The sequence below is a fragment of the Kaistia algarum genome, from assembly GCF_026343945.1.
Classification (GTDB): Bacteria; Pseudomonadota; Alphaproteobacteria; order Rhizobiales; family Kaistiaceae; genus Kaistia; species Kaistia algarum.
Window position 1 is genome coordinate 868,069 of the sequence record NZ_JAPKNJ010000002.1, and the last position, 17,868, is coordinate 885,936.

Annotated in this window: 17 protein-coding genes; 2 read left to right on the forward strand and 15 right to left on the reverse strand. The window is 64.7% G+C overall.

Annotated features, from left to right (window positions below):
* Positions 1 to 13: 13 nt before the first annotated feature.
* Positions 14 to 136, forward strand: a complete 123-nt coding sequence (gene cydX / locus OSH05_RS17300) for a cytochrome bd-I oxidase subunit CydX (protein WP_104221143.1) — start codon at positions 14 to 16, stop codon at positions 134 to 136.
* A 97-nt stretch (positions 137 to 233) separates the two neighbouring features.
* On the opposite strand, the gene OSH05_RS17305 is transcribed toward cydX, so the two are convergent.
* From OSH05_RS17305 to rpsB, 15 genes are all read right to left on the reverse strand, one after another.
* The gene (locus OSH05_RS17305; protein WP_165801722.1) at positions 234 to 1,232 is read right to left on the reverse strand and encodes a CorA family divalent cation transporter; all 999 of its coding nucleotides are present in this window, start codon (positions 1,230 to 1,232) and stop codon (positions 234 to 236) included.
* Between the two features lie 87 nt (positions 1,233 to 1,319).
* Positions 1,320 to 2,540: a lipid-A-disaccharide synthase gene (lpxB, locus tag OSH05_RS17310; protein ID WP_104221141.1), complete on the reverse strand. Its 1,221-nt coding sequence runs from the start codon at positions 2,538 to 2,540 to the stop codon at positions 1,320 to 1,322.
* The gene (locus OSH05_RS17315; RefSeq protein WP_266352668.1) at positions 2,537 to 3,385 is read right to left on the reverse strand and encodes an LpxI family protein; all 849 of its coding nucleotides are present in this window, start codon (positions 3,383 to 3,385) and stop codon (positions 2,537 to 2,539) included. The genes lpxB and OSH05_RS17315 overlap by 4 nt, the downstream gene beginning before the upstream one ends.
* Before the next feature lie 4 nt (positions 3,386 to 3,389).
* Positions 3,390 to 4,205: an acyl-ACP--UDP-N-acetylglucosamine O-acyltransferase gene (lpxA, locus tag OSH05_RS17320; RefSeq protein WP_104221139.1), complete on the reverse strand. Its 816-nt coding sequence runs from the start codon at positions 4,203 to 4,205 to the stop codon at positions 3,390 to 3,392.
* A 9-nt stretch (positions 4,206 to 4,214) separates the two neighbouring features.
* Positions 4,215 to 4,670, reverse strand: a complete 456-nt coding sequence (gene fabZ / locus OSH05_RS17325; protein WP_104221138.1) for a 3-hydroxyacyl-ACP dehydratase FabZ — start codon at positions 4,668 to 4,670, stop codon at positions 4,215 to 4,217.
* A gap of 4 nt (positions 4,671 to 4,674) precedes the next feature.
* Complete coding sequence (gene lpxD, locus OSH05_RS17330) at positions 4,675 to 5,739, reverse strand: UDP-3-O-(3-hydroxymyristoyl)glucosamine N-acyltransferase (RefSeq protein ID WP_104221137.1); 1,065 nt, start codon at positions 5,737 to 5,739, stop codon at positions 4,675 to 4,677.
* Between the two features lie 88 nt (positions 5,740 to 5,827).
* On the reverse strand, positions 5,828 to 8,104 hold the full coding sequence (gene bamA / locus OSH05_RS17335) for an outer membrane protein assembly factor BamA (protein ID WP_266352670.1): 2,277 nt from the start codon (positions 8,102 to 8,104) through the stop codon (positions 5,828 to 5,830).
* A 278-nt stretch (positions 8,105 to 8,382) separates the two neighbouring features.
* On the reverse strand, positions 8,383 to 9,528 hold the full coding sequence (gene rseP / locus OSH05_RS17340; protein ID WP_104221135.1) for an RIP metalloprotease RseP: 1,146 nt from the start codon (positions 9,526 to 9,528) through the stop codon (positions 8,383 to 8,385).
* Between the two features lie 41 nt (positions 9,529 to 9,569).
* A complete protein-coding gene (gene dxr / locus OSH05_RS17345) occupies positions 9,570 to 10,796 on the reverse strand; it encodes a 1-deoxy-D-xylulose-5-phosphate reductoisomerase (protein WP_104221170.1) in 1,227 nt (408 codons plus the stop codon).
* On the reverse strand, positions 10,793 to 11,650 hold the full coding sequence (locus OSH05_RS17350) for a phosphatidate cytidylyltransferase (protein WP_165801721.1): 858 nt from the start codon (positions 11,648 to 11,650) through the stop codon (positions 10,793 to 10,795). Before OSH05_RS17350 ends, dxr begins: the two co-directional genes overlap by 4 nt.
* A complete protein-coding gene (locus tag OSH05_RS17355) occupies positions 11,647 to 12,396 on the reverse strand; it encodes an isoprenyl transferase (RefSeq protein ID WP_104221133.1) in 750 nt (249 codons plus the stop codon). The genes OSH05_RS17350 and OSH05_RS17355 overlap by 4 nt, the downstream gene beginning before the upstream one ends.
* Before the next feature lie 63 nt (positions 12,397 to 12,459).
* Positions 12,460 to 13,005: a ribosome recycling factor gene (gene frr, locus OSH05_RS17360; RefSeq protein WP_104221132.1), complete on the reverse strand. Its 546-nt coding sequence runs from the start codon at positions 13,003 to 13,005 to the stop codon at positions 12,460 to 12,462.
* A 45-nt stretch (positions 13,006 to 13,050) separates the two neighbouring features.
* Complete coding sequence (gene pyrH / locus OSH05_RS17365) at positions 13,051 to 13,773, reverse strand: UMP kinase (RefSeq protein ID WP_104221131.1); 723 nt, start codon at positions 13,771 to 13,773, stop codon at positions 13,051 to 13,053.
* A 104-nt stretch (positions 13,774 to 13,877) separates the two neighbouring features.
* Entirely contained in the window at positions 13,878 to 14,804 is a 927-nt protein-coding gene (gene tsf / locus OSH05_RS17370) for a translation elongation factor Ts (protein WP_104221130.1), read from the reverse strand.
* A 105-nt stretch (positions 14,805 to 14,909) separates the two neighbouring features.
* Positions 14,910 to 15,710: a 30S ribosomal protein S2 gene (rpsB, locus tag OSH05_RS17375; RefSeq protein ID WP_104221129.1), complete on the reverse strand. Its 801-nt coding sequence runs from the start codon at positions 15,708 to 15,710 to the stop codon at positions 14,910 to 14,912.
* A 274-nt stretch (positions 15,711 to 15,984) separates the two neighbouring features.
* Between rpsB and OSH05_RS17380 the strand changes: the two genes are divergently transcribed.
* Entirely contained in the window at positions 15,985 to 17,220 is a 1,236-nt protein-coding gene (locus tag OSH05_RS17380; RefSeq protein ID WP_133163163.1) for an acyltransferase family protein, read from the forward strand.
* The last annotated feature ends 648 nt before the right edge of the window (positions 17,221 to 17,868 follow it).

Consider the following 17,868-nt stretch of genomic DNA (forward strand, 5'->3'; position numbering starts at 1 on the left):
GGAGAAAAGAACGATGTGGTACTTCTCCTGGATTCTCGGCATCGGCCTCGCCTGCGCCTTCGCGATCCTCAATGCTATGTGGTATGAGCTGCGCGACGATCAGGTGAAGCTGAATTCGGCAAACCGCCGCAACTGAGCCGCTACGCGACCTCGCTGGAGCCACGCAGCACCTTCACGGGCACTGCGTGGCTCCATTCGTTTCGGACCGCTTATTTCGAGAGGGGGTTGAGGCCTCAGTCGAAGAAGCCGAGCCGCCGCAGCAGATAGAGCACGCCAATCGACGCTGATCCGGCGATGAAGATCGCGATCAGCGTTCCATGTCCGCCCTTTTCGAGCCAGAGATCGCTCGTATTCATGCCGAAAATGCCCGTGACCAGCGTCGCGGGCATCAGCATGGCGGTCAGGATCGACAGCACATAGAGATGGCGGTTCGTCGTATTGGCGAGCTTCGCCGCGATCTCATCCTGTAGGAACCGCGCCCGATCCTGCACTTCCAGCACTTCCTGATCCAGTTCCTCGATCCGCCGGAAAAGCCGCTCTGCTGCCGCGCGCGAGCCTTCATGGGAAGGCTTGTCGGCATTGTCTTCGGCGAAGTGCTTCAGGATGCCGCGAAATGCCGTCAATTGCCGGCGAAGGCGAACGGCCGTGCGCCGGAGCGGAGCGAGGCGCTTCGATTCATCATGCAGGCGGTCATCGAGGACGCGATCCTCGATCGAATCTTCCTCGTTCCGCAGTTCGCGCAGCCTCTCCGCGATCGCGCGCAGCACCTGGGAGATCATCAACTCGAACAGCCCTACCGGACCATCGGTAACGGCATGGCCGCCATCGAGGCGATGTCGCATCAACGCGGCGGAGCGGACGGGATGCCGCCGGCCTGTGACGAGGAAGCCGTCGCCGAGGACGAAGCGCATCGGCGCCGCGCGCAGGCTGTCATCGTCGGGATCCTCGATCGTATCGACGAAGACGCCCCACAGCATGGCGGGATCGCAATCGAGCAACGGATGTTCGTCGGTTGCGAGCAAGGTCTGACGCGCCGCCAGCGGCAGCCTCGCGAGCTTCTCGACCCAGTCCCGCGCCAGACGATCGACGAGATCGAGATGCAGCCACAGGAAGCCGTCGTTGGGATCGAACAGATCAAACGGCGTGTCGATCGGCAGGGACCGCGCCCGCCCGCTGGCGTCGAACTGGTATAGCCAGATCACGCCGGAAACCGGGCGGCTTGGGACGCTCAAGGTCGCAACGTCCTGCACATTCATGGGCACAGCCGTCTCTGGATCCGCTCGACGAGAATGCGGCAACATAGCAGGTGCGAAATGCGTCTAAGAGCCAAAAGGTGGCGATGCCGCGATCTGCCGCGCCGCAGCATGGCCGCGCCCCTCCCGGGCGAGCCTCGCGACTATGTCGGCGGCGATTTCGGCAGGCGGCTTGCCGTCGGTTCCCATCAGAGCGACGAGGTGGTCAAAGCCATCCAACTGCTCCTGGCGTTCTGGGCCATCCACGAGCAGCGGCGCCATAGCCTCGGCAAGGCTCTCGGGTCGGCAATCATACTGCAGGAACTCCGGTATGACCGGCGCATCCAGCATGATGTTGACGAGCAGCGCCGACTTGACGGTCAGGACGCGCTTGGCGAGTTCCGCCTCCCAGGGCGCCACGCGATACGCACCGACATGAGGCACGCCGGCGAGCGCCAATTCGAGCGTCACCGTCCCGGAAGCGGCGAGCGCTGCCCGCGCCGAGCGGAAGGCTGCGAGCTTGTCGTCGTGGCCGGAAACGACGCGCGGCGTGATTGGCCAGTCGCGCGTCACCTCCGTGACCATGGACAGCAGGCGCCGTGTCGTCGGCAGGACGAGCTCGAAGTCATGGCCAGCCATCGCCAGCCGGCCGAAGGTATCTCCGAACACCGAGGCAAGCCGACGTACTTCCTGCCCGCGGCTGCCAGGCAGCGCCAGCACGACCGGCCGGCCCGACCGGCGGCGCTCGCTCTCACCAGGGCCGGGCCGCAATCGATCCAACTCGCTCAGGAGTGGGTGGCCGACATAGGTCGTCGGCGGGCCGCCGAGGCGCTGCATCACCGCGGGCTCGAACGGGAACAGCGCCAACACGTGATCGATCGACGGCGTCATCGCGCGTGCCCTGCCCGGCCGCCAGGCCCAGACCGTCGGCGCGACATATTTCACGATCGGAATCTCGGGTCTGAGGCGGCGGACGCGACGCGCGACGCGATGGGTGAAATCGGGCGAATCCACCAGGAGCAGCACATCCGGCGGATTGGCGACAATCGCGGCAACCGTCTCCCTTAGCCGACGAAGGATGAGCGGCAGTTTCGCGACGACGGCGCCGAAGCCCATCGCCGTGATGTCCTCCATGGGAAAGAGGGAATGCAGGCCCTCGGCCAGCATCCTGTCGCCGCCCACCCCGCGAAACGTCGCCCCGCCATGGTGCTCCCGCAACGCGCGCATGACCGGCGCGCCGAGCGCATCGCCCGACTCTTCTCCAGCGACGACGAAGACGTCGAGGCCCGGATGCGGGAGACGGCTCATGGATCGAGGCCGAACAGGAAGAGGCCGCGCGCATCGGCCTCGCGAATCATGTCTTCAACATCGACGGCGAGGACTCCGCCGGCCTCAACCGCGATTCCCGCAAGTCCGGCCTTGGCCGCCATTTCGACGGTTCGCTTTCCGATCGACGGCAGGTCGACGCGCCGATCCTGACCCGGCTTCGGCGCCTTGACCAGCACGCCCGACCGCCCCGGCAGCTTGACGCGGCCACGCTCGCGCAACAGCGCGCAGCGCTCCAGCATCCAGTCCGTCCCCTCCGCCGCCTCGACGGCCTGGACATGACGCTGCGCCACCACGACGCCCTGCCCTACATCGAAGGGTCCGAGGGTGCGAACCAGTTCAAGCCCGATGCGCGCATCTTCGAGATCCGCCGGCCGAGGCGGCACACTGCCGAACACGCCGGCGGGGACCAGCAGATCGGGCGCCACGTCGTGCGCCCCCAGAAGTGCGAAACCCTGCTCCTCGACGAATTCCGCAAGACGCGAGAGCAGATGATCATCGCCGCCTCGCATGGCCGCGAGAATTCTCGGCAGGAGGCGGATCGTCATCCAGTCGAGCCGGATCTGCCACCAATGCGGGCGCAGCACATTGCCGACGATGACGATATCGCGGCAGCCGCGGCGGCGTAGCGCCGAGGTCAGTTCCTTCGCGGCGCCAAGATGGATCCACTCATGCTGATAGCGTTCGACGGCTACCGGATCGGCGAAGCCGCGGATTGCGAACAGCACGACCGGCCGGCCGTCTCGAAGCGCCGAATCGGCGATCGCCATGGGAAAAGAACCGCCGCCACAGACCAGCGCCAGAGGCGCCGCGTCCTTGGCGGCCATGGCCTCACTCCTCGACGACATCGGCTCCGCTGACGGCGTGCGGCATGGTGATGCGTCGCTTGCCGCGCTCGCGGATGAAGGAGACGATATGCATGACGTTCTCATCGTCCCCATAGCGCTCGGCGACGCGCTCGACCCGCTCGGCAAAGCGCCCCTCCGTGAAGAAGAGGTCGCGATAGGCCGCGCGCAACGCATGAATAGCGGGACGGGAAAATCCACGGCGCTTCATGCCGATGATGTTGAGACCGCCAAGGCCTTCAAGCCCCTCGCGCAGCGCCCCGAAGGGGATGACGTCATGCCAGACCGGGCATAGACCGCCGACGATCGCATTGTCGCCGATGCGTACGAACTGGTGCAGCGCGCAGAGGCCGCCCATGAACACATTGTTACCGATGGTCACATGGCCGCCCATCGTCGCGCAATTGGCGAGGATGACATCGTTGCCGAGGGTGCAGTCATGCGCGACATGCACGCCGGTCATCAGGAAGCAGCGATCGCCGATCCGCGTCTCGCGGCGTTCGCCGACGAGGCCGAAATTGATCGTCACATTCTCGCGGATGACGCAGTTCTTGCCGATGACGATGGAGCCCGGCTCGCCCTTGTGATGAACCGATTGCGGCGTGCCGCCGATCGAGGCAAACGGGCTGACCGTCGTGCCGTCGCCAATGGTGACGTTCGATGCCACCGAGGCGTGGTTCTTCAGCACGACGCCGTCGCCAAGCACAACATCGGGACCGACATAGGAAAAGGCACCGATGCTCACATCGGCGCCGAGGCGCGCGCCATCTTCAACGACAGCGCTGGGATGAATCTTGGACATGGAACTCCGTTACTGCCCCACCAGCATGGCGCTGATTTCTGCCTCGGCGACCTTCACGCCGCCGACTTTCGCCTCGCTCTGGAAGCGCCAGAGATTGCCCCGGTTCTTGAGCTTGCGCACGTGATATTCGAGCACGTCGCCCGGCTCCACCGGCTTGCGGAACTTGCAATTGTCGATCGTCAGGAAATAGACGAGCTGCGGCTTCCCCGGCCGCGCCGCCAGGCAGATCGCGCCCGCCGTCTGCGCCATGCCCTCGATGATGAGGACGCCCGGCATAACCGGCTTGGACGGAAAATGCCCCTGGAAATGCGGCTCGTTGAAGGTGACGTTCTTGATGCCGATCGCGCTCTCGTCGCCGTCGATCTCGATGATCCGGTCGACCAGCAGAAACGGATAGCGGTGCGGCAGGAGTTCGAGCAGCCGCAATATGTCGGCGGTTGCCAGGCTCTTCGGGGCCTCGTCCATGAACTCAGCTCTCCTCCTCGTCGCGGGATCCCGACTTCAACTCGCGCAGAGCCAGCCGGCGCAGCGCGAGCTGCTCGCGATACCATTCCTTGATAGGTCTTGCAGGCGTGCCGCCATATCGTCCACCGGGCGGGACATCGTCCTTGACGCTCGACGTCGCCGCGACCTGCCCGCCATTGCCGACGCTCGCATGGCCGATCACGCCGGCCTGTCCGCCGATGACGACAAAGTCGCCCAGCGTGGCGCTGCCGGAAATGCCAACCTGCGAGACGATCACGCAGTGGCGGCCAATGACGACGTTGTGGGCAATCTGGACCTGGTTGTCGATCTTGGTGCCCTCGCCGATGACCGTATCGCGATTGGCGCCGCGGTCGACCGTCGTATTGGCGCCGATCTCGACATCGTCCTGGATGACGACACGGCCGATCTGCGGGACCTTGGCGTGGCCGCGCGCGCTCATGAGGTAGCCGAAGCCATCCTGGCCGATGCGCACGCCCGGATGAAGAATGACGCGGTTGCCCAGAAGCGCGTGGGTAACGGTCGCATTCGAACCGATATGGCAATCGCGGCCGATGCGCACGCCAGGTCCTATGACAGCCCCCGGAGCAACGATCGTCCCACGCCCAATCTCCGCCCCCGCGCCGACCACGGCGCCCGCCTCGATCGTGACATCCGCCTCGATCCTGGCCGAGGGGTGAATATGAGCGGCTGGCGACAGACCCGGCGCGAGGATCGCTGCCGGCCGGAGCGCCGATGGATAGAGCTGCCTCAGCACAGCGACATAGGCGTCATGAGGCTTGGCGGTCTCAAGCGCGGCGACCCCGGCCGGAACCGCGGCGATATGCCGGGAAGAGGCAAAGCAGGCCCCAGCGCGCGTCGTCGCCAGCAGCGGCAGGTAGCGAGGACCGTCGACGAAAGTCAGGTCGCCGGAGCCGGCCTCGTCGAGCGGCGCCACACCCGTGATTCGCAGCTCCGCATTCAACTCGCCAACGAGCCGGGCACCCGTCAGCGTCACGATTTCATCGAGGCTCAGCGAGCCATCCGGCGCAAAGAAGACAGGATCGGCCATCAACGCAGTCCAAGAACCATGGAACGCTATCCAACATGCAAAAGGCCGCCGGAAGTCCCGGCGGCCCCTGTCCCTTCTATAGGGAAGATCAGAACTGCGTACCAGCGCTGAAGCGGAAGACCTGCGTCTGGTCGTAGGTCGCCTTGGTGAGCGCCTGGCCGAAATCGCCACGCAGGATACCGAACGGCGAGTTCCAGATGATGGAGGCACCAACCGAGGAACGGATCATCGAGCTGTCCTCGATGTTCAGGCCCTCAAGGCCTTCATAGCCATACAACGTACCCGCATCGGCGAAGACCGCACCGCGCAGACCGAACTCTTCCGGCATAAGTGGCAGCGGGAACTGCAGTTCGGCCGTCACATTATAGTAGGTCGTGCCGCCGATGGCGTAGTTGCTGACATTGCCGAGGTAGCGCGCACCATAACCGTAGGACGCGAAGCCACGGATTGTCTCGCCGCCACGATAGAAGTTATCGAGCACCTGAACGTCCTGGCCGCCGAGGCCCATGATGTTACCGGCACCAGCCTTGATCAACCCGACCATATCGGAGTCCGGCATGATCTCCTTGTAGTAGCGCGCATCGATGGTCGACCGAATGAATTGGCCGTCACCGCCAAGGCCCGCGAAGTCCTGCGCCAGCTGGACGAACGTGCCGTTACGCGGGTTCTGGAAGTTGTCGATCGTCGTGTAGGTCAAGACATAGCCGACGGACGAGTTGATCCACGAGCCCTTCGGATACAGCTGGGCGAAGGCGCCCCAATCGGCCAAGTACTCCGAACCCCACGACGTCACGTCGCGCTGCGCCAACTTGTAGTTGAACTGAACATTCCACTCGTCGGTGATCGGCAGGCCGAGACGCAGCGTGCCGCCCCAGGTGTTCATGTTGTACGGACGGTAATCCGTCTGTTCCGCCTGATTGTAGAGCGCGTCGAAGCCGAACGACATGCGGCGGCCGAGGAAGAAGGGCTCGGTCCACGACACGTTGAATGTACGGTCGGAGGCGCCGCCGCCCACCGAGACCTTCAGATACTGGCCGCGGCCGAGGAAGTTCTTCTCGGTCAGAGCCACGGTGGCGATGAAGCCGCCGCCCTGGTCAGTCGTGTAGCCGCCGCCCACCGAGAACGAACCAGTCGACTGGTCCTCGACATTGACGACAACGATAACGCGGTCAGGCGAGCTGCCGGGCTGCGTGGCGATGTTGACCGTCTTGAAGTAGCCGAGATTCTTCAGCCGACGCTCGGCCTGGTCGATCAGCGCCTTGTTGTAGGCATCGCCTTCCGAGATGTTGAATTCACGACGGATGACATAGTCACGGGTACGGGTGTTGCCGCGAATGTCCAACCGCTCGACATAGAGCCTCGGACCCTCATCGACGAGATAGGTCACGTTGATCGTGTGGTTGGCATAGTCACGGTCGCCGCGGGGACGAACCTGGGCGAAGGAGTGGCCCTGGCTCAGCAGCGCGAGGCTCACCTTCTCCGTCGACTTCTGCACCAGATCGGCGTTGAAGACCTTGCCCGACTTCGTCTGCACATAAGGCATCAGACTGGCCGGCACGACGCTGGCGATCGACGAGTCCACCTGCACGCTACCGAATGTGTAGCGAGGGCCTTCTTCGATCGTGATCGTGATGTTGTAGCGGTTCTTCACTTCGTCGAACGCGACATCGGTGTTGACGATGCGGAAGTCGGCGAAACCGTTGCGCATATACATGCGGCGGATGAGCTCCTCATCGGCCTGCAGCTTAGCCTCGTCGAACTGGTCGCGCTTCGACAGCCAGCTGGTGAAGTCGGTCCGCTTGATCGTCATCACATTGCGCAGGCGGCCGGACGAGAAGGCCTTGTTGCCGACGAAGTTGATGCTCGAAATTCCGGTACGCGTGCCTTCGGTGATCTTGAAGACGACATCGGTACGGCCCGTGTCGCGCGGGATCGTCTGCACCTCGACCGTCGCCTCGGCACGTCCGTTGCGCTTGTAGGCTTCCTTCAGGCGCTCGACATCGCTCTGGAGCTTGGCATCACTCAGGATTCCGCGCGGCTTCGTCTCGATGACGGCCGACAGCATGTCGTCCTTGAGCTTCTTGTTGCCTTCAAAACGAACGCTGCCGACCACATTGTTCTCGGCGACCGTCACGACGAGGGAATTGCCCCGCTTCGCGATCTTGACGTCCGAAAACAGGCCCGTCGCATAGAGAGCCTTGATCGACTCGTTGATGTCGTTCGGAGTGAAATTCTGGCCGGGCTTGATCAGCACGTAGTTCTTGACGGTCTCAGCGTCGATTCGCTGGCCGCCCTGCACCACAATCGAACTGACGACCTCGGCCTGCGCCGGGCCCGCGCTCAGCACGGAGATCTGGCTAAACAACAGGAATGCCGCTGCCGCAACCACGGCCGAACGGACGACCCCCCGAGTGAAAGTCCTGAAGAAATTCATTGGGTTCAGACGCCCTTCTCGATTCCGACTTCCAAGCCCTTCTTCCCCGAGGCGGACTCGCCTCCGAAAGGCCGACTGACTAATTGCTTTGTGGCAGGCTTTCCGGAGACCCGCAAGCCGAGCTCCAGTCTGCCACGGCTTAATTTAACCGTCCGTTGCCATCGCGCCACGCATCCCATCGCATAGCCGCATGAAACGCTAGTGAACGCTCATAGCGATGACAAGTGGATGATATCGTTCCAAGTCGTGAAGATCATCAGCATCACGACAGCGGCAAGCCCTATGCGGAAACCAATGTCCTGGGCCCGCGCACTGAGGGGACGGCCGCGCAGAGCTTCGACCAGATAGAACATCAGATGCCCGCCATCGAGCATGGGAATCGGGAAGAGATTGAGCAGGCCGATGCTGACCGAGAGTATGGCCGCGAGATTGACGAGCGCGACGAATCCCAGCGTCGCGACCTGCCCCGAAGCGCGCGCGACGCCGATCATTCCGCTCAGCTGGTCGGTCGATTCGCGGCCCGTGAACAGGCGCCCGATATAGGTGAAGGTCCGGTCGACGACCGACCACGTCTCCTCGGCGCCCAGGACGATCGCCTGCGGAACCGAGAATCGCTCGACCTTGACGTTGCCGCCCGAGGCGTCGTGGCCGATGCCGAGCTGGCCCATCTTATAGATGTTGCCGAATCGGTCCTTGACCTCCTTGCGCTCGGGCGTCGCGACGAGGTTCACCTGGCCATCGCCGCGCTGGACGACGAGCTGGAGCGTCTCGTCGGAATTCATCGAGACGATTCGCTGCAGATCGTTGAAGCTGTCGATCGGCGAGCCGTCGATGGAGAGCACGAGGTCGCCCGGCTTAAAGCCAGCCCGTTCGGCGGCGCTGCCCGGAACGATCTGGTCGACCCGGGCCGACGTTACCTCACGGCCGTAGAGCGCGAAGATCCCGGCGAATATCGCAATCGCCAGAATGAAATTCGCCGCGGGGCCGGCAGCGACGATCGCCGCGCGCTGCCAGACGGACTTGCCGGCGAACGACGTCCGGCGCTCCTCCTCCGACATAGCCTCGATTGCCGCGCGGTCGGGCGTGCTGGCGGCATCCTCATCGCCGGAAAAACGGACATAGCCGCCGAGCGGCAAGGCCGACAGCTTCCAGCGCGTGCCGTGGCGATCGTCGAAGCCGAAGAGCTCCGGTCCAAAGCCGATCGAAAACGCCTTGACCTTGACGCCGCACCAGCGCGCGACGAGGAAATGGCCCAGCTCGTGCACGAAGACCACCAGGGTCAGGACGAAGAGGAAGGGAACGATATAACCGAGGGTTCCGGATCCGAATTGTCCGATCTGCCCGAAGACTTCCATGAACGATTGACCTCTTCCTGCCTTCCCGCCCGAAGGGGGATCTAACCCACCCGAATGCGGAGCCTGTGCCCGATCGCCTCGCGCGCGATGCGGCGGCCCTCGGCATCCATCACCAGGGCCGCGTCGATCGACGCGATGGCCGATCCGCCGAGCGAGCCCGCTGCCGCGTCCAGCGACTCTGCCACGATCGATGCAATATCGAGAAAGGCGATCTCGCCCCCGAGAAACGAATCGACGGCGACCTCATTGGCCGCATTCAATATATTGGTAGCCCAGCTTCCACTTTCCAAAGCGTAACGGGCAAGCGACAGCGCAGGAAAGCGCTGCAAATCCGGCTTTTCAAAGGTGAGGCTGCCGACTGCGGCCAGATCGAGGCGGGGCGTGGCCACCGCGCCGCGCGAGGGCCAGCCGAGGCAATGCGCAATTGGGATGCGCATGTCGGCCGCGCCGAGCTGAGCCAGGATGGAGCCGTCGCAATAGGTGATGAAGCCATGCACCACCGATTGCGGATGGACGAGCACGTCGAGCCGCGCCGATTCGACGGCGAACAGATGATGCGCCTCTATCACCTCGAGGCCCTTGTTCATCATCGTCGCCGAATCGATGGTGATCTTCGGTCCCATCGACCAGCGCGGATGCTTCAGCGCATCCGCGATCGTGGCGCGGCGCATCGCTTCTTCGGGCCAGGAGCGGAACGGGCCGCCGGAGGCTGTCAGCGTGATGGTCTCGACCGCCTGGGCGTTCTCCGCCTCCAGCGCCTGGAAAATCGCATTGTGTTCCGAATCGACCGGGAGGATGCGGATGCCCGCCGCCTCGGCCCGCGCCATGAACAATTCGCCCGCACAGACGAGACATTCCTTGTTGGCGAGCGCCACGTCGATCCCCGCCTCGACGGCCGCGAGTGCCGGCGCCAGACCGGCGGCGCCGACGACGGCGGCGACCACCAGATCGACCGGACGAGATGCCGCCTCGATCATCGCTGCCGACCCGGCCGCCGCCTCGATGCCACTGCCGGCGAGCGCTTCGCGCAGCGCATCAAGCCTTGACGGGTCGTCGATCACCGCCAGCCGCGCGCCAAGGCGTCGCGCCACGGCAGCCAGTTCTTCGACGCGGCTCCGGGCGGTAACGACATCGACCTCGAACTCGCCCCGGCGCTGCAGGATGACATCCGCGACGCTGGTTCCGACGGAGCCGGTTGCGCCGAAGATCGACACGGTGCGGACCGCCGACTGCCGGCGCCTTGAATCGACGGGGGCCGGGCTTTTCACCAAAACAGAATTCCCATGCCGATCGCGTCCGATCCCTGATGCATCCAGCCGACGAGCAGCGCGAGGCCGCTGGCGGTAACGAGGCCATCGACGCGGTCCATCATGCCGCCATGGCCGGGAATGATGGCGCTCGAATCCTTGCGGCCAAAGCGGCGCTTCAGCGCCGATTCGCCGAGATCTCCCGCCTGGGAGGCGAGCGAGAGCAGGACCAGCAGGACGACGAGGCCGCCGCTCCACGGCACGCCGAGCCAAAGCGCCACGGCCAGGGCCAGGAGCACGCCGCCGGTCAGCCCGCCGATGGCTCCAGACCAGGTCTTCTTCGGCGAGACGCGCGTCCATAGCTTCGGCCCACCAATCGACCGGCCGGCGAAATAGGCGAAGGAATCGCTGGCCCAGACGACCACGAGCAGCACGATCACCGCGTCGAGGCCCGAGACGGCGTCGCTGCGGATGGCTGCGAGCGCCACGCCGAACAGACCGGCGTAGAGCGCGCCGGCCGCCAGCCAGGTCGACCGCGCCATGAGACCGGCGGCGAGTACGGATAGACCGACGAGGCCGAGCCCGGCCGCCGGTGTCCAGAGGCCCGCCACCAGCGCCGCGGCGGCGATCGCGACCAATGTCAGAAGGACGGCCGGATCTTCCGGCAGCAGACGCTCGGAGCGGCCGATCACCAGCGCCCACTCCGCGAACACGATGGCGGCGACGAGCGCCGCCAGGCCATAGGCCGGAAGGCCGCCCCACCAGGCGCCGAACAGAGCGACCGGGATCAGCACGAGGGACGAGCCGAGGCGCAGCGGCAAATCGCTGCGGTTCAGCTTTTGCGGGCTTTCCGGCGCCGGATCGGCGGCCTTCAAGCCCCCCTCCGGGCGGCGAGGCCGCCGAATCGTCGCGCCCGCTGTGCATATTGTTCGAGCGCCTCGACGAAGGCGGCGCGGTCGAAATCCGGCCAGTAGAGCGGCATGAACAGCAATTCCGAATAGGCCGCCTGCCAGAGCAGGAAGTTCGACAGCCGCATTTCGCCGCTGGTGCGGATGACGAGGTCGGGATCCGGCATGAAGGCCGTATCGAGCCGCGACGCGAGGGCCGCCTCGTCGATCGCCTCCGCCTTGATCCGGCCGGCAGCGACATCCTGGGCTAGCGACCGGACGGCGCGGGCGATCTCCTCGCGGGCGCCGTAGTTGAAGGCGATGACGAGGCAAAGGCCGGTATTGGCGGCGGTCAGCGTCTCGGCCTGATCGAGCAGCGAGCGGATATCGGCGGCGAGAGCTATACGGTTTCCGATGACGCGAACGCGAACATTGTTGCGATGGAGATCGGCGAGGTCGCGCTGGATAAACAGACGCAGCAGACCGAACAGGAACTGAACCTCCAGCGGCGGGCGAGCCCAGTTTTCCGACGAGAAGGAGAACAGCGTCAAATAGCCGACGCCGAATTCGCGCGAGGCCTCTACTGCGGCCCGCACCGCCTCCATGCCGCGCCGATGGCCCTCGGTGCGCGACAGTCCCCTGCCCTGCGCCCAGCGGCCATTGCCGTCCATGATGATGGCGACATGACGCGGAATCTTCGGCGCCGCGACGGCGCTATCGGCCGGCGCCGCCATGATCCCTGCGCCCAATTCGTCGGCTTTGGAGCTCACGGGCCCTGTCCTGTCGCCAATGCCTGCCTAGACCTGGAGAATCTCCGCCTCTTTTGCGGCAAGAATCGTTTCGATCTCGGCAATCGACTCGTCGGTCAGCTTCTGGATCCGGTCGGTCAGGCGGCGCGACTCGTCCTCGCCGAGGCCGTCGGCTTCGCTCTTCTTCAGCATGTCCATGCCGTCGCGGCGCACATGGCGAATGGCAACGCGCGCGCCCTCGGCATATTTATGCGCGACCTTGACGAATTCCTTGCGGCGCTCCGTGTTGAGCTCAGGGATCGGGATGCGGAACACGGCACCCTCGACGATCGGATTGAGCCCAAGGCTCGATTCCCGGATCGCCTTCTCGACCGCCTGCGCCGTTCCCCGGTCCCAGACCTGGACCGTGATCATTCTCGGCTCGGGCACGTTGACGGTGGCGAGCTGGTTCAGCGGCATGGTCGAGCCATAGACGTTGACCGTGATCGGGTCGAGCATGCTCGAAGAGGCGCGACCGGTGCGCAACCCGGCGAGTTCGCCCTTGAACGCGGTGATGGCGCCGTTCATGCGGCGGCTCAGATCGTCCAGATTCATGACTTCCTCTTCTTCTTGCGCCCGCGGGCGGACGAGCGTCGGCAGCTATTCGTCGGCGATGACCGTAGCGCGGCCCCTGCCGCACAACACGTCGACAAACGCGCCCGGCTCCTTGATCGAGAACACGATTAGCGGAATATGATTGTCACGGGCAAGCGCCACGGCGGCGGCATCCATGACCTGCAAGCCCCGGCCCAGTACCTCGGCATGCGATATGCGATCGAATCGCACCGCATTGGGGTCTTTCTTCGGGTCGGCAGAATAGACGCCGTCGACATTGGTACCCTTCAAAATGGCGTCGCAGCCCATTTCGGCAGCGCGCAGCGCCGCACCCGAATCCGTCGTGAAGAAAGGGTTGCCCGTGCCGCCTGCGAACAGGACAACACGGCCGCGCTTCAGCGCCCGTTCGGCGCGCTGCTGCGAGAAGGTCTCGCAGATGGTCGGCATGGGCACTGCCGAGAAGATGCGCGACGAGATCCCCTGTCGCTCCAGCCCCTCATGCAGGCCGATCGCGTTCATGACCGTCGCGAGCATGCCCATATGGTCGCCGGCGACGCGGTTGCCGCCCGCATTCGCGATCGACATGCCGCGGAAGATGTTGCCGCCGCCGACAACCAGCCCGACTTCGACGCCGAGAGCCACCGCCTCGCCGATCTCACCGGCGATGCGGCCCACCATGGCCTCGTCGATGCCGAAAGGCTGCGATCCGAGCAGCGCTTCGCCCGAGACCTTGAGCAGCACACGTCGATAGAGGGCCGGCGCCGCCATGGGGTTCTCCTGCGATTGAAACTGGGCGCATCCCGATACACGAAGGGCGCCGGAATGTCATCCCGGCGCCCTTGCGAAAGGTGTTAAAGCGTTCGTTCAGAAGCTTATTTCTTGCCCGCAGCGGCAGCAACCTCGGCCGCGAAATCGGTCTCTTCCTTCTCGACGCCGTCGCCGAGACGGAAGATCGCGAAGCCCGTCAGCTGTATCGGCGCACCGACATCGGCTTCCGCCGCCTTGACCGCCTTCTCGACCGTCAGGTCGGGATTGATGACGAAAGCCTGCGAGAGCAGGACGACTTCCTCATAGAACTTGCGGACGCGGCCCTCGACCATCTTCTCGATGATCGCTTCGGGCTTGCCCGATTCGCGCGCCTGGTCGGCATAGACGGCGCGCTCGCGCGCCACCACGGCCGGGTCGAGTTCCTCGGTCTTCAGCGCCAGCGGATTGGTCGCGGCGATGTGCATGGCGATCTGCCGGCCGAGCGCCAGCAGCTTGTCCTTGTCGCCCGTCGATTCGAGGCCGACGAGCACGCCGATCTTGCCGAGGCCGGGAGCGGTCGCCGAATGGACATAGGTCGCGACCACGCCGTTCGAGACGGCGAGGCTCGCCGTGCGGCGCAAATTCATGTTCTCGCCGATCGTCGCCACCGCCTCGGTGATCGTATCGGCGACGGACTTGCCGGACGCGGGATGCGTCGCCGCCGCTACGGATTCGAGCGTCCCGTCGGTGCCCAGCGCCGCCTTGGCGACGTTCAGGACGAGCTGCTGGAACTCGGCATTGCGCGCCACGAAATCGGTCTCGGAATTGAGTTCGACGACGACGGCCTTGCCGTCGACGGAGGCAACGCCGATCAGGCCTTCGGCTGCAACGCGGCCGGCCTTCTTGGCGGCCTTGGCGAGGCCCTTGGTGCGCAGCCAGTCGATGGCGGCCTCGATATCGCCCGCCGTCTCCGACAGGGCCGCCTTGCAATCCATCATGCCCGCGCCGGTCTTTTCGCGCAGGTCCTTCACCATCGAAGCGGAAATGGTCATCGTCTGCCTCGTTTCTCTCTCTTTAACAAACAGCCGGGCGTCAGGCGCCCGGCTGCGTGATGTACGATCGGGAAGCGCCGCCCCGGGCGGCGCAGCCTCTGCCTATCAGGCGGCTGTCGCCTGGTCGGCCGGAACTTCTTCAGCCGGGATCTCCTCGGCGGGAAGGACGTCCTCATAGACGTCTTCCTGCGCGCCGAGATCGATGCCCGCATGGCCGGACGCACGCGAGATGCCGTCGAGCGCGGCGCGGGCGATCAGATCGCCATACAGCGTCAGTGCACGGCCGGCGTCGTCATTGCCGGGGATCGGATAGTTGATGCCGTCCGGATCCGAATTCGAATCGATGATCGCGGCGACCGGGATGTGGAGGCGGCGCGCCTCCTGGATGGCGAGCGCCTCCTTGTTGGTGTCGATCACGAAGAGAAGGTCGGGAATGCCGCCCATGTCCTTGATACCGCCGAGGGCGTTCTCGAGCTTGTCGCGCTCGCGCGACAGCGTCAGACGCTCCTTCTTCGTCAGGCCCTGCACGTCCGAGGACAGCAGTTCGTCGAGGTGACGCAGGCGCTGGATCGAATGCGAGATCGTCTTCCAGTTGGTCAGCATGCCGCCGAGCCAGCGGGAATTCACATAATACTGCGCGCAACGCTTCGCCGCATCCGCGACCGGATCGGAAGCCTGGCGCTTGGTGCCGACGAACAGCACGCGGCCGCCGCCAGCGACCGTGTCGCTCACGGCCTGCAGGGCGCGATGCAGCAGCGGAACCGTCTGCGCGAGGTCGATGATGTGGATGTTGTTGCGCACGCCATAGAGATACGGCGCCATCTTCGGATTCCAGCGGTGCTTCTGGTGACCGAAATGAACGCCGGCTTCGAGAAGCTGGCGCATGGAGAAATCAGGAACTGCCATTCTTTATCGTCCTTTACCGGTTAGCCTCCGCGGGGAAAGCCGGATGGAAATCCGGCACCGGTGGGTTTCGACGAACGCAAAGCGCCGCCGGAGCCCGAGCCCCACGTGTGGAATGCGCGCCTTATAGTCGGGCGGGGGCGAAAGGGCAAGCTTGACGTTCCAGGCGCCGCTCCTCATCGTGGCTTCGAGGCGGAGGGCTTCCGAATTCGGCCGAACCGCCTGCCCGCCGGGGAAGGGCAATTTCAATGTCGCAGCGTTGCGGGACGATGGCTGCATGAGTTCGTTGCCGCCTGCACCGGCCGAGATCCGCTCGACGGATCCAAGGATCGACACGCTGACGTCGCTGCGGTTCTTCGCGGCGATCGCGATCGTCATCCACCATCTGCGCGATTTCGGCTTCACGACGCCGTTCCTGAGCCGCCTGCCACTCGACAATGGCGTCTCCTTCTTCTTCGTCCTGTCGGGCTTCGTGATGTTCTTCGTCTATGGCAGCCTGCAGGGCGCCGCCGATCGCAAATCCTATCTGGCCGCCCGCGTGGCCCGGATCTATCCGCTGCACTGGCTGACCTTTGCCCTGCTGTTCCTGTTGCTGGACGGAAATCCCGGAAGCTATGGAGCCGAGCAGAAGAGCCCGTTTGTCGGCGGCTTGAATTTGCTGCTGTTGCAGGCTTGGGTACCGGCACAAAGCTACTTCTGGTCGTTCAATGGCGTCAGTTGGACGATCTCTGCCGAGATGTTCTTCTACGTCGCCTTCCTGCTCCTCGTCATACGGTTTGAGCGCAGCTGGCACTACAAGCTCATCCTGAGTGCCCTACCGGTCGTCGCCCTCTGCATGCTGGGCGATGCCATGGGACTGGATCCGCGCGAGGTCGCCAACGACCAGATCAGCACGGCGGGACTGCTTTACATCAACCCGCTGGCCCGATTGTTCGAATTTGTGCTCGGCATGTGCATCGCGCTGCTGTTCAACCGGCTTCGCTCCGGATGGCAGCCCGGCCGACGCATTGCGACCGCCATGGAAGTCGCCGTTCTGCTGCTGTTCGCCGCGAACGCATGGCTCATCCAGCCGATGGCCATCTGGGTGTTCCAGAACATCAGTCCTTCCGCTGCCGTCTGGATCATTCATGGCGGGGGCATATGCCTTTCGACGGCCCTCCTCATTCTCGTCTTCGCCTTCCAGAAAGGCTGGTTGTCCGCGATGCTGCTGAAGAAGCCGCTCGTGCTGCTCGGCGAGATTTCGTTCTCGATTTACATGATCCACCAGATCCTGCTGCGGTCCTATGCGGTGCATATCGGATGGTTTGAAGGGTTGTCGCCTATGGCGTTGGTGCCGCTGTATTTCGCCACCTTGTTAATCGTATCCGCCCTGCTCTGGCGGTTCTTCGAAGTCCCGTCCCGCAACCTCCTGCGCAAGGCCTATGCCCGCAGAGCCGGCAATCTCCGAAAACACTCAGCCGAATCGTCCGCCGCAGCACCGATCTCCCCGCCGGCCGGTGGCCGCGGGTCTTGAGACAATCGAAGAGGTCGCGCGGGGCGGCCGGGCGTCGGCGCAGGAGCGGCGCGCCGGCGTAAGATTGAATGGAGTGGGTTGCTCCGACCGCTTCTCTCCGGCGGTCCGGCGCCCCGCGCGCGGCAGGTGTTCCAGCCTCGCGAAATGGACCCTGGGCGTTGCTTTGCCTTCGGCCGCCTGGCGACGAATTCCGCGCCCGAACCCTTGTCCGATCCGAACGCCGCCGCTGTCCCGACGTCACGGGACAGGCGCATCTCGCTTCAGCCGCCGGAAGGTGAAGGCTCGTTACACCTCGCCAGCCGGCCCGCCACATCCCCGCCCGCGCCGCGGAACGACCGGTTCGCCCTCTTCGATGGGCGGAGACAACCGGACTATACTCCAGGTTGTGGTATGCGGGGACAGATTTCTTTTCGGAGGCGTCGACAAGCCGGAACCGTCCCTCCTTCTCCCTCCCCCTTTCGGGGAGGGTCGGGGTGGGGGTACCGGCTCCGGTGCCGGGAGTGGGTGGCAGACAAAGCAAGGCAATTTCCGGAGAGACCTCGCCGGTACGCCCTCCCTACCCCTCCCCGCAAGGGGGAGGGAATCCGCATTGTTTCTGAGAGCGAGACCGACGACGGGTGCCAAGGCCGCTTCCGCGGCTCCGACCCT

Coding starts and splice junctions, on each gene's coding strand:
- cydX (WP_104221143.1), top strand. CDS start 14: ATGTGGTACTTCTCCTGGATTCTCGGCATCGGCCTCGCCTGCGCCTTC.
- lpxB (WP_104221141.1), bottom strand. CDS start 2,540: ATGAGCCGTCTCCCGCATCCGGGCCTCGACGTCTTCGTCGTCGCTGGA.
- OSH05_RS17315 (WP_266352668.1), bottom strand. CDS start 3,385: ATGGCCGCCAAGGACGCGGCGCCTCTGGCGCTGGTCTGTGGCGGCGGT.
- lpxA (WP_104221139.1), bottom strand. CDS start 4,205: ATGTCCAAGATTCATCCCAGCGCTGTCGTTGAAGATGGCGCGCGCCTC.
- fabZ (WP_104221138.1), bottom strand. CDS start 4,670: ATGGACGAGGCCCCGAAGAGCCTGGCAACCGCCGACATATTGCGGCTG.
- lpxD (WP_104221137.1), bottom strand. CDS start 5,739: ATGGCCGATCCTGTCTTCTTTGCGCCGGATGGCTCGCTGAGCCTCGAT.
- rseP (WP_104221135.1), bottom strand. CDS start 9,528: ATGGAAGTCTTCGGGCAGATCGGACAATTCGGATCCGGAACCCTCGGT.
- OSH05_RS17355 (WP_104221133.1), bottom strand. CDS start 12,396: ATGGCGGCGCCGGCCGATAGCGCCGTCGCGGCGCCGAAGATTCCGCGT.
- frr (WP_104221132.1), bottom strand. CDS start 13,005: ATGAATCTGGACGATCTGAGCCGCCGCATGAACGGCGCCATCACCGCG.
- pyrH (WP_104221131.1), bottom strand. CDS start 13,773: ATGGCGGCGCCGGCCCTCTATCGACGTGTGCTGCTCAAGGTCTCGGGC.
- tsf (WP_104221130.1), bottom strand. CDS start 14,804: ATGACCATTTCCGCTTCGATGGTGAAGGACCTGCGCGAAAAGACCGGC.
- rpsB (WP_104221129.1), bottom strand. CDS start 15,710: ATGGCAGTTCCTGATTTCTCCATGCGCCAGCTTCTCGAAGCCGGCGTT.
- OSH05_RS17380 (WP_133163163.1), top strand. CDS start 15,985: ATGAGTTCGTTGCCGCCTGCACCGGCCGAGATCCGCTCGACGGATCCA.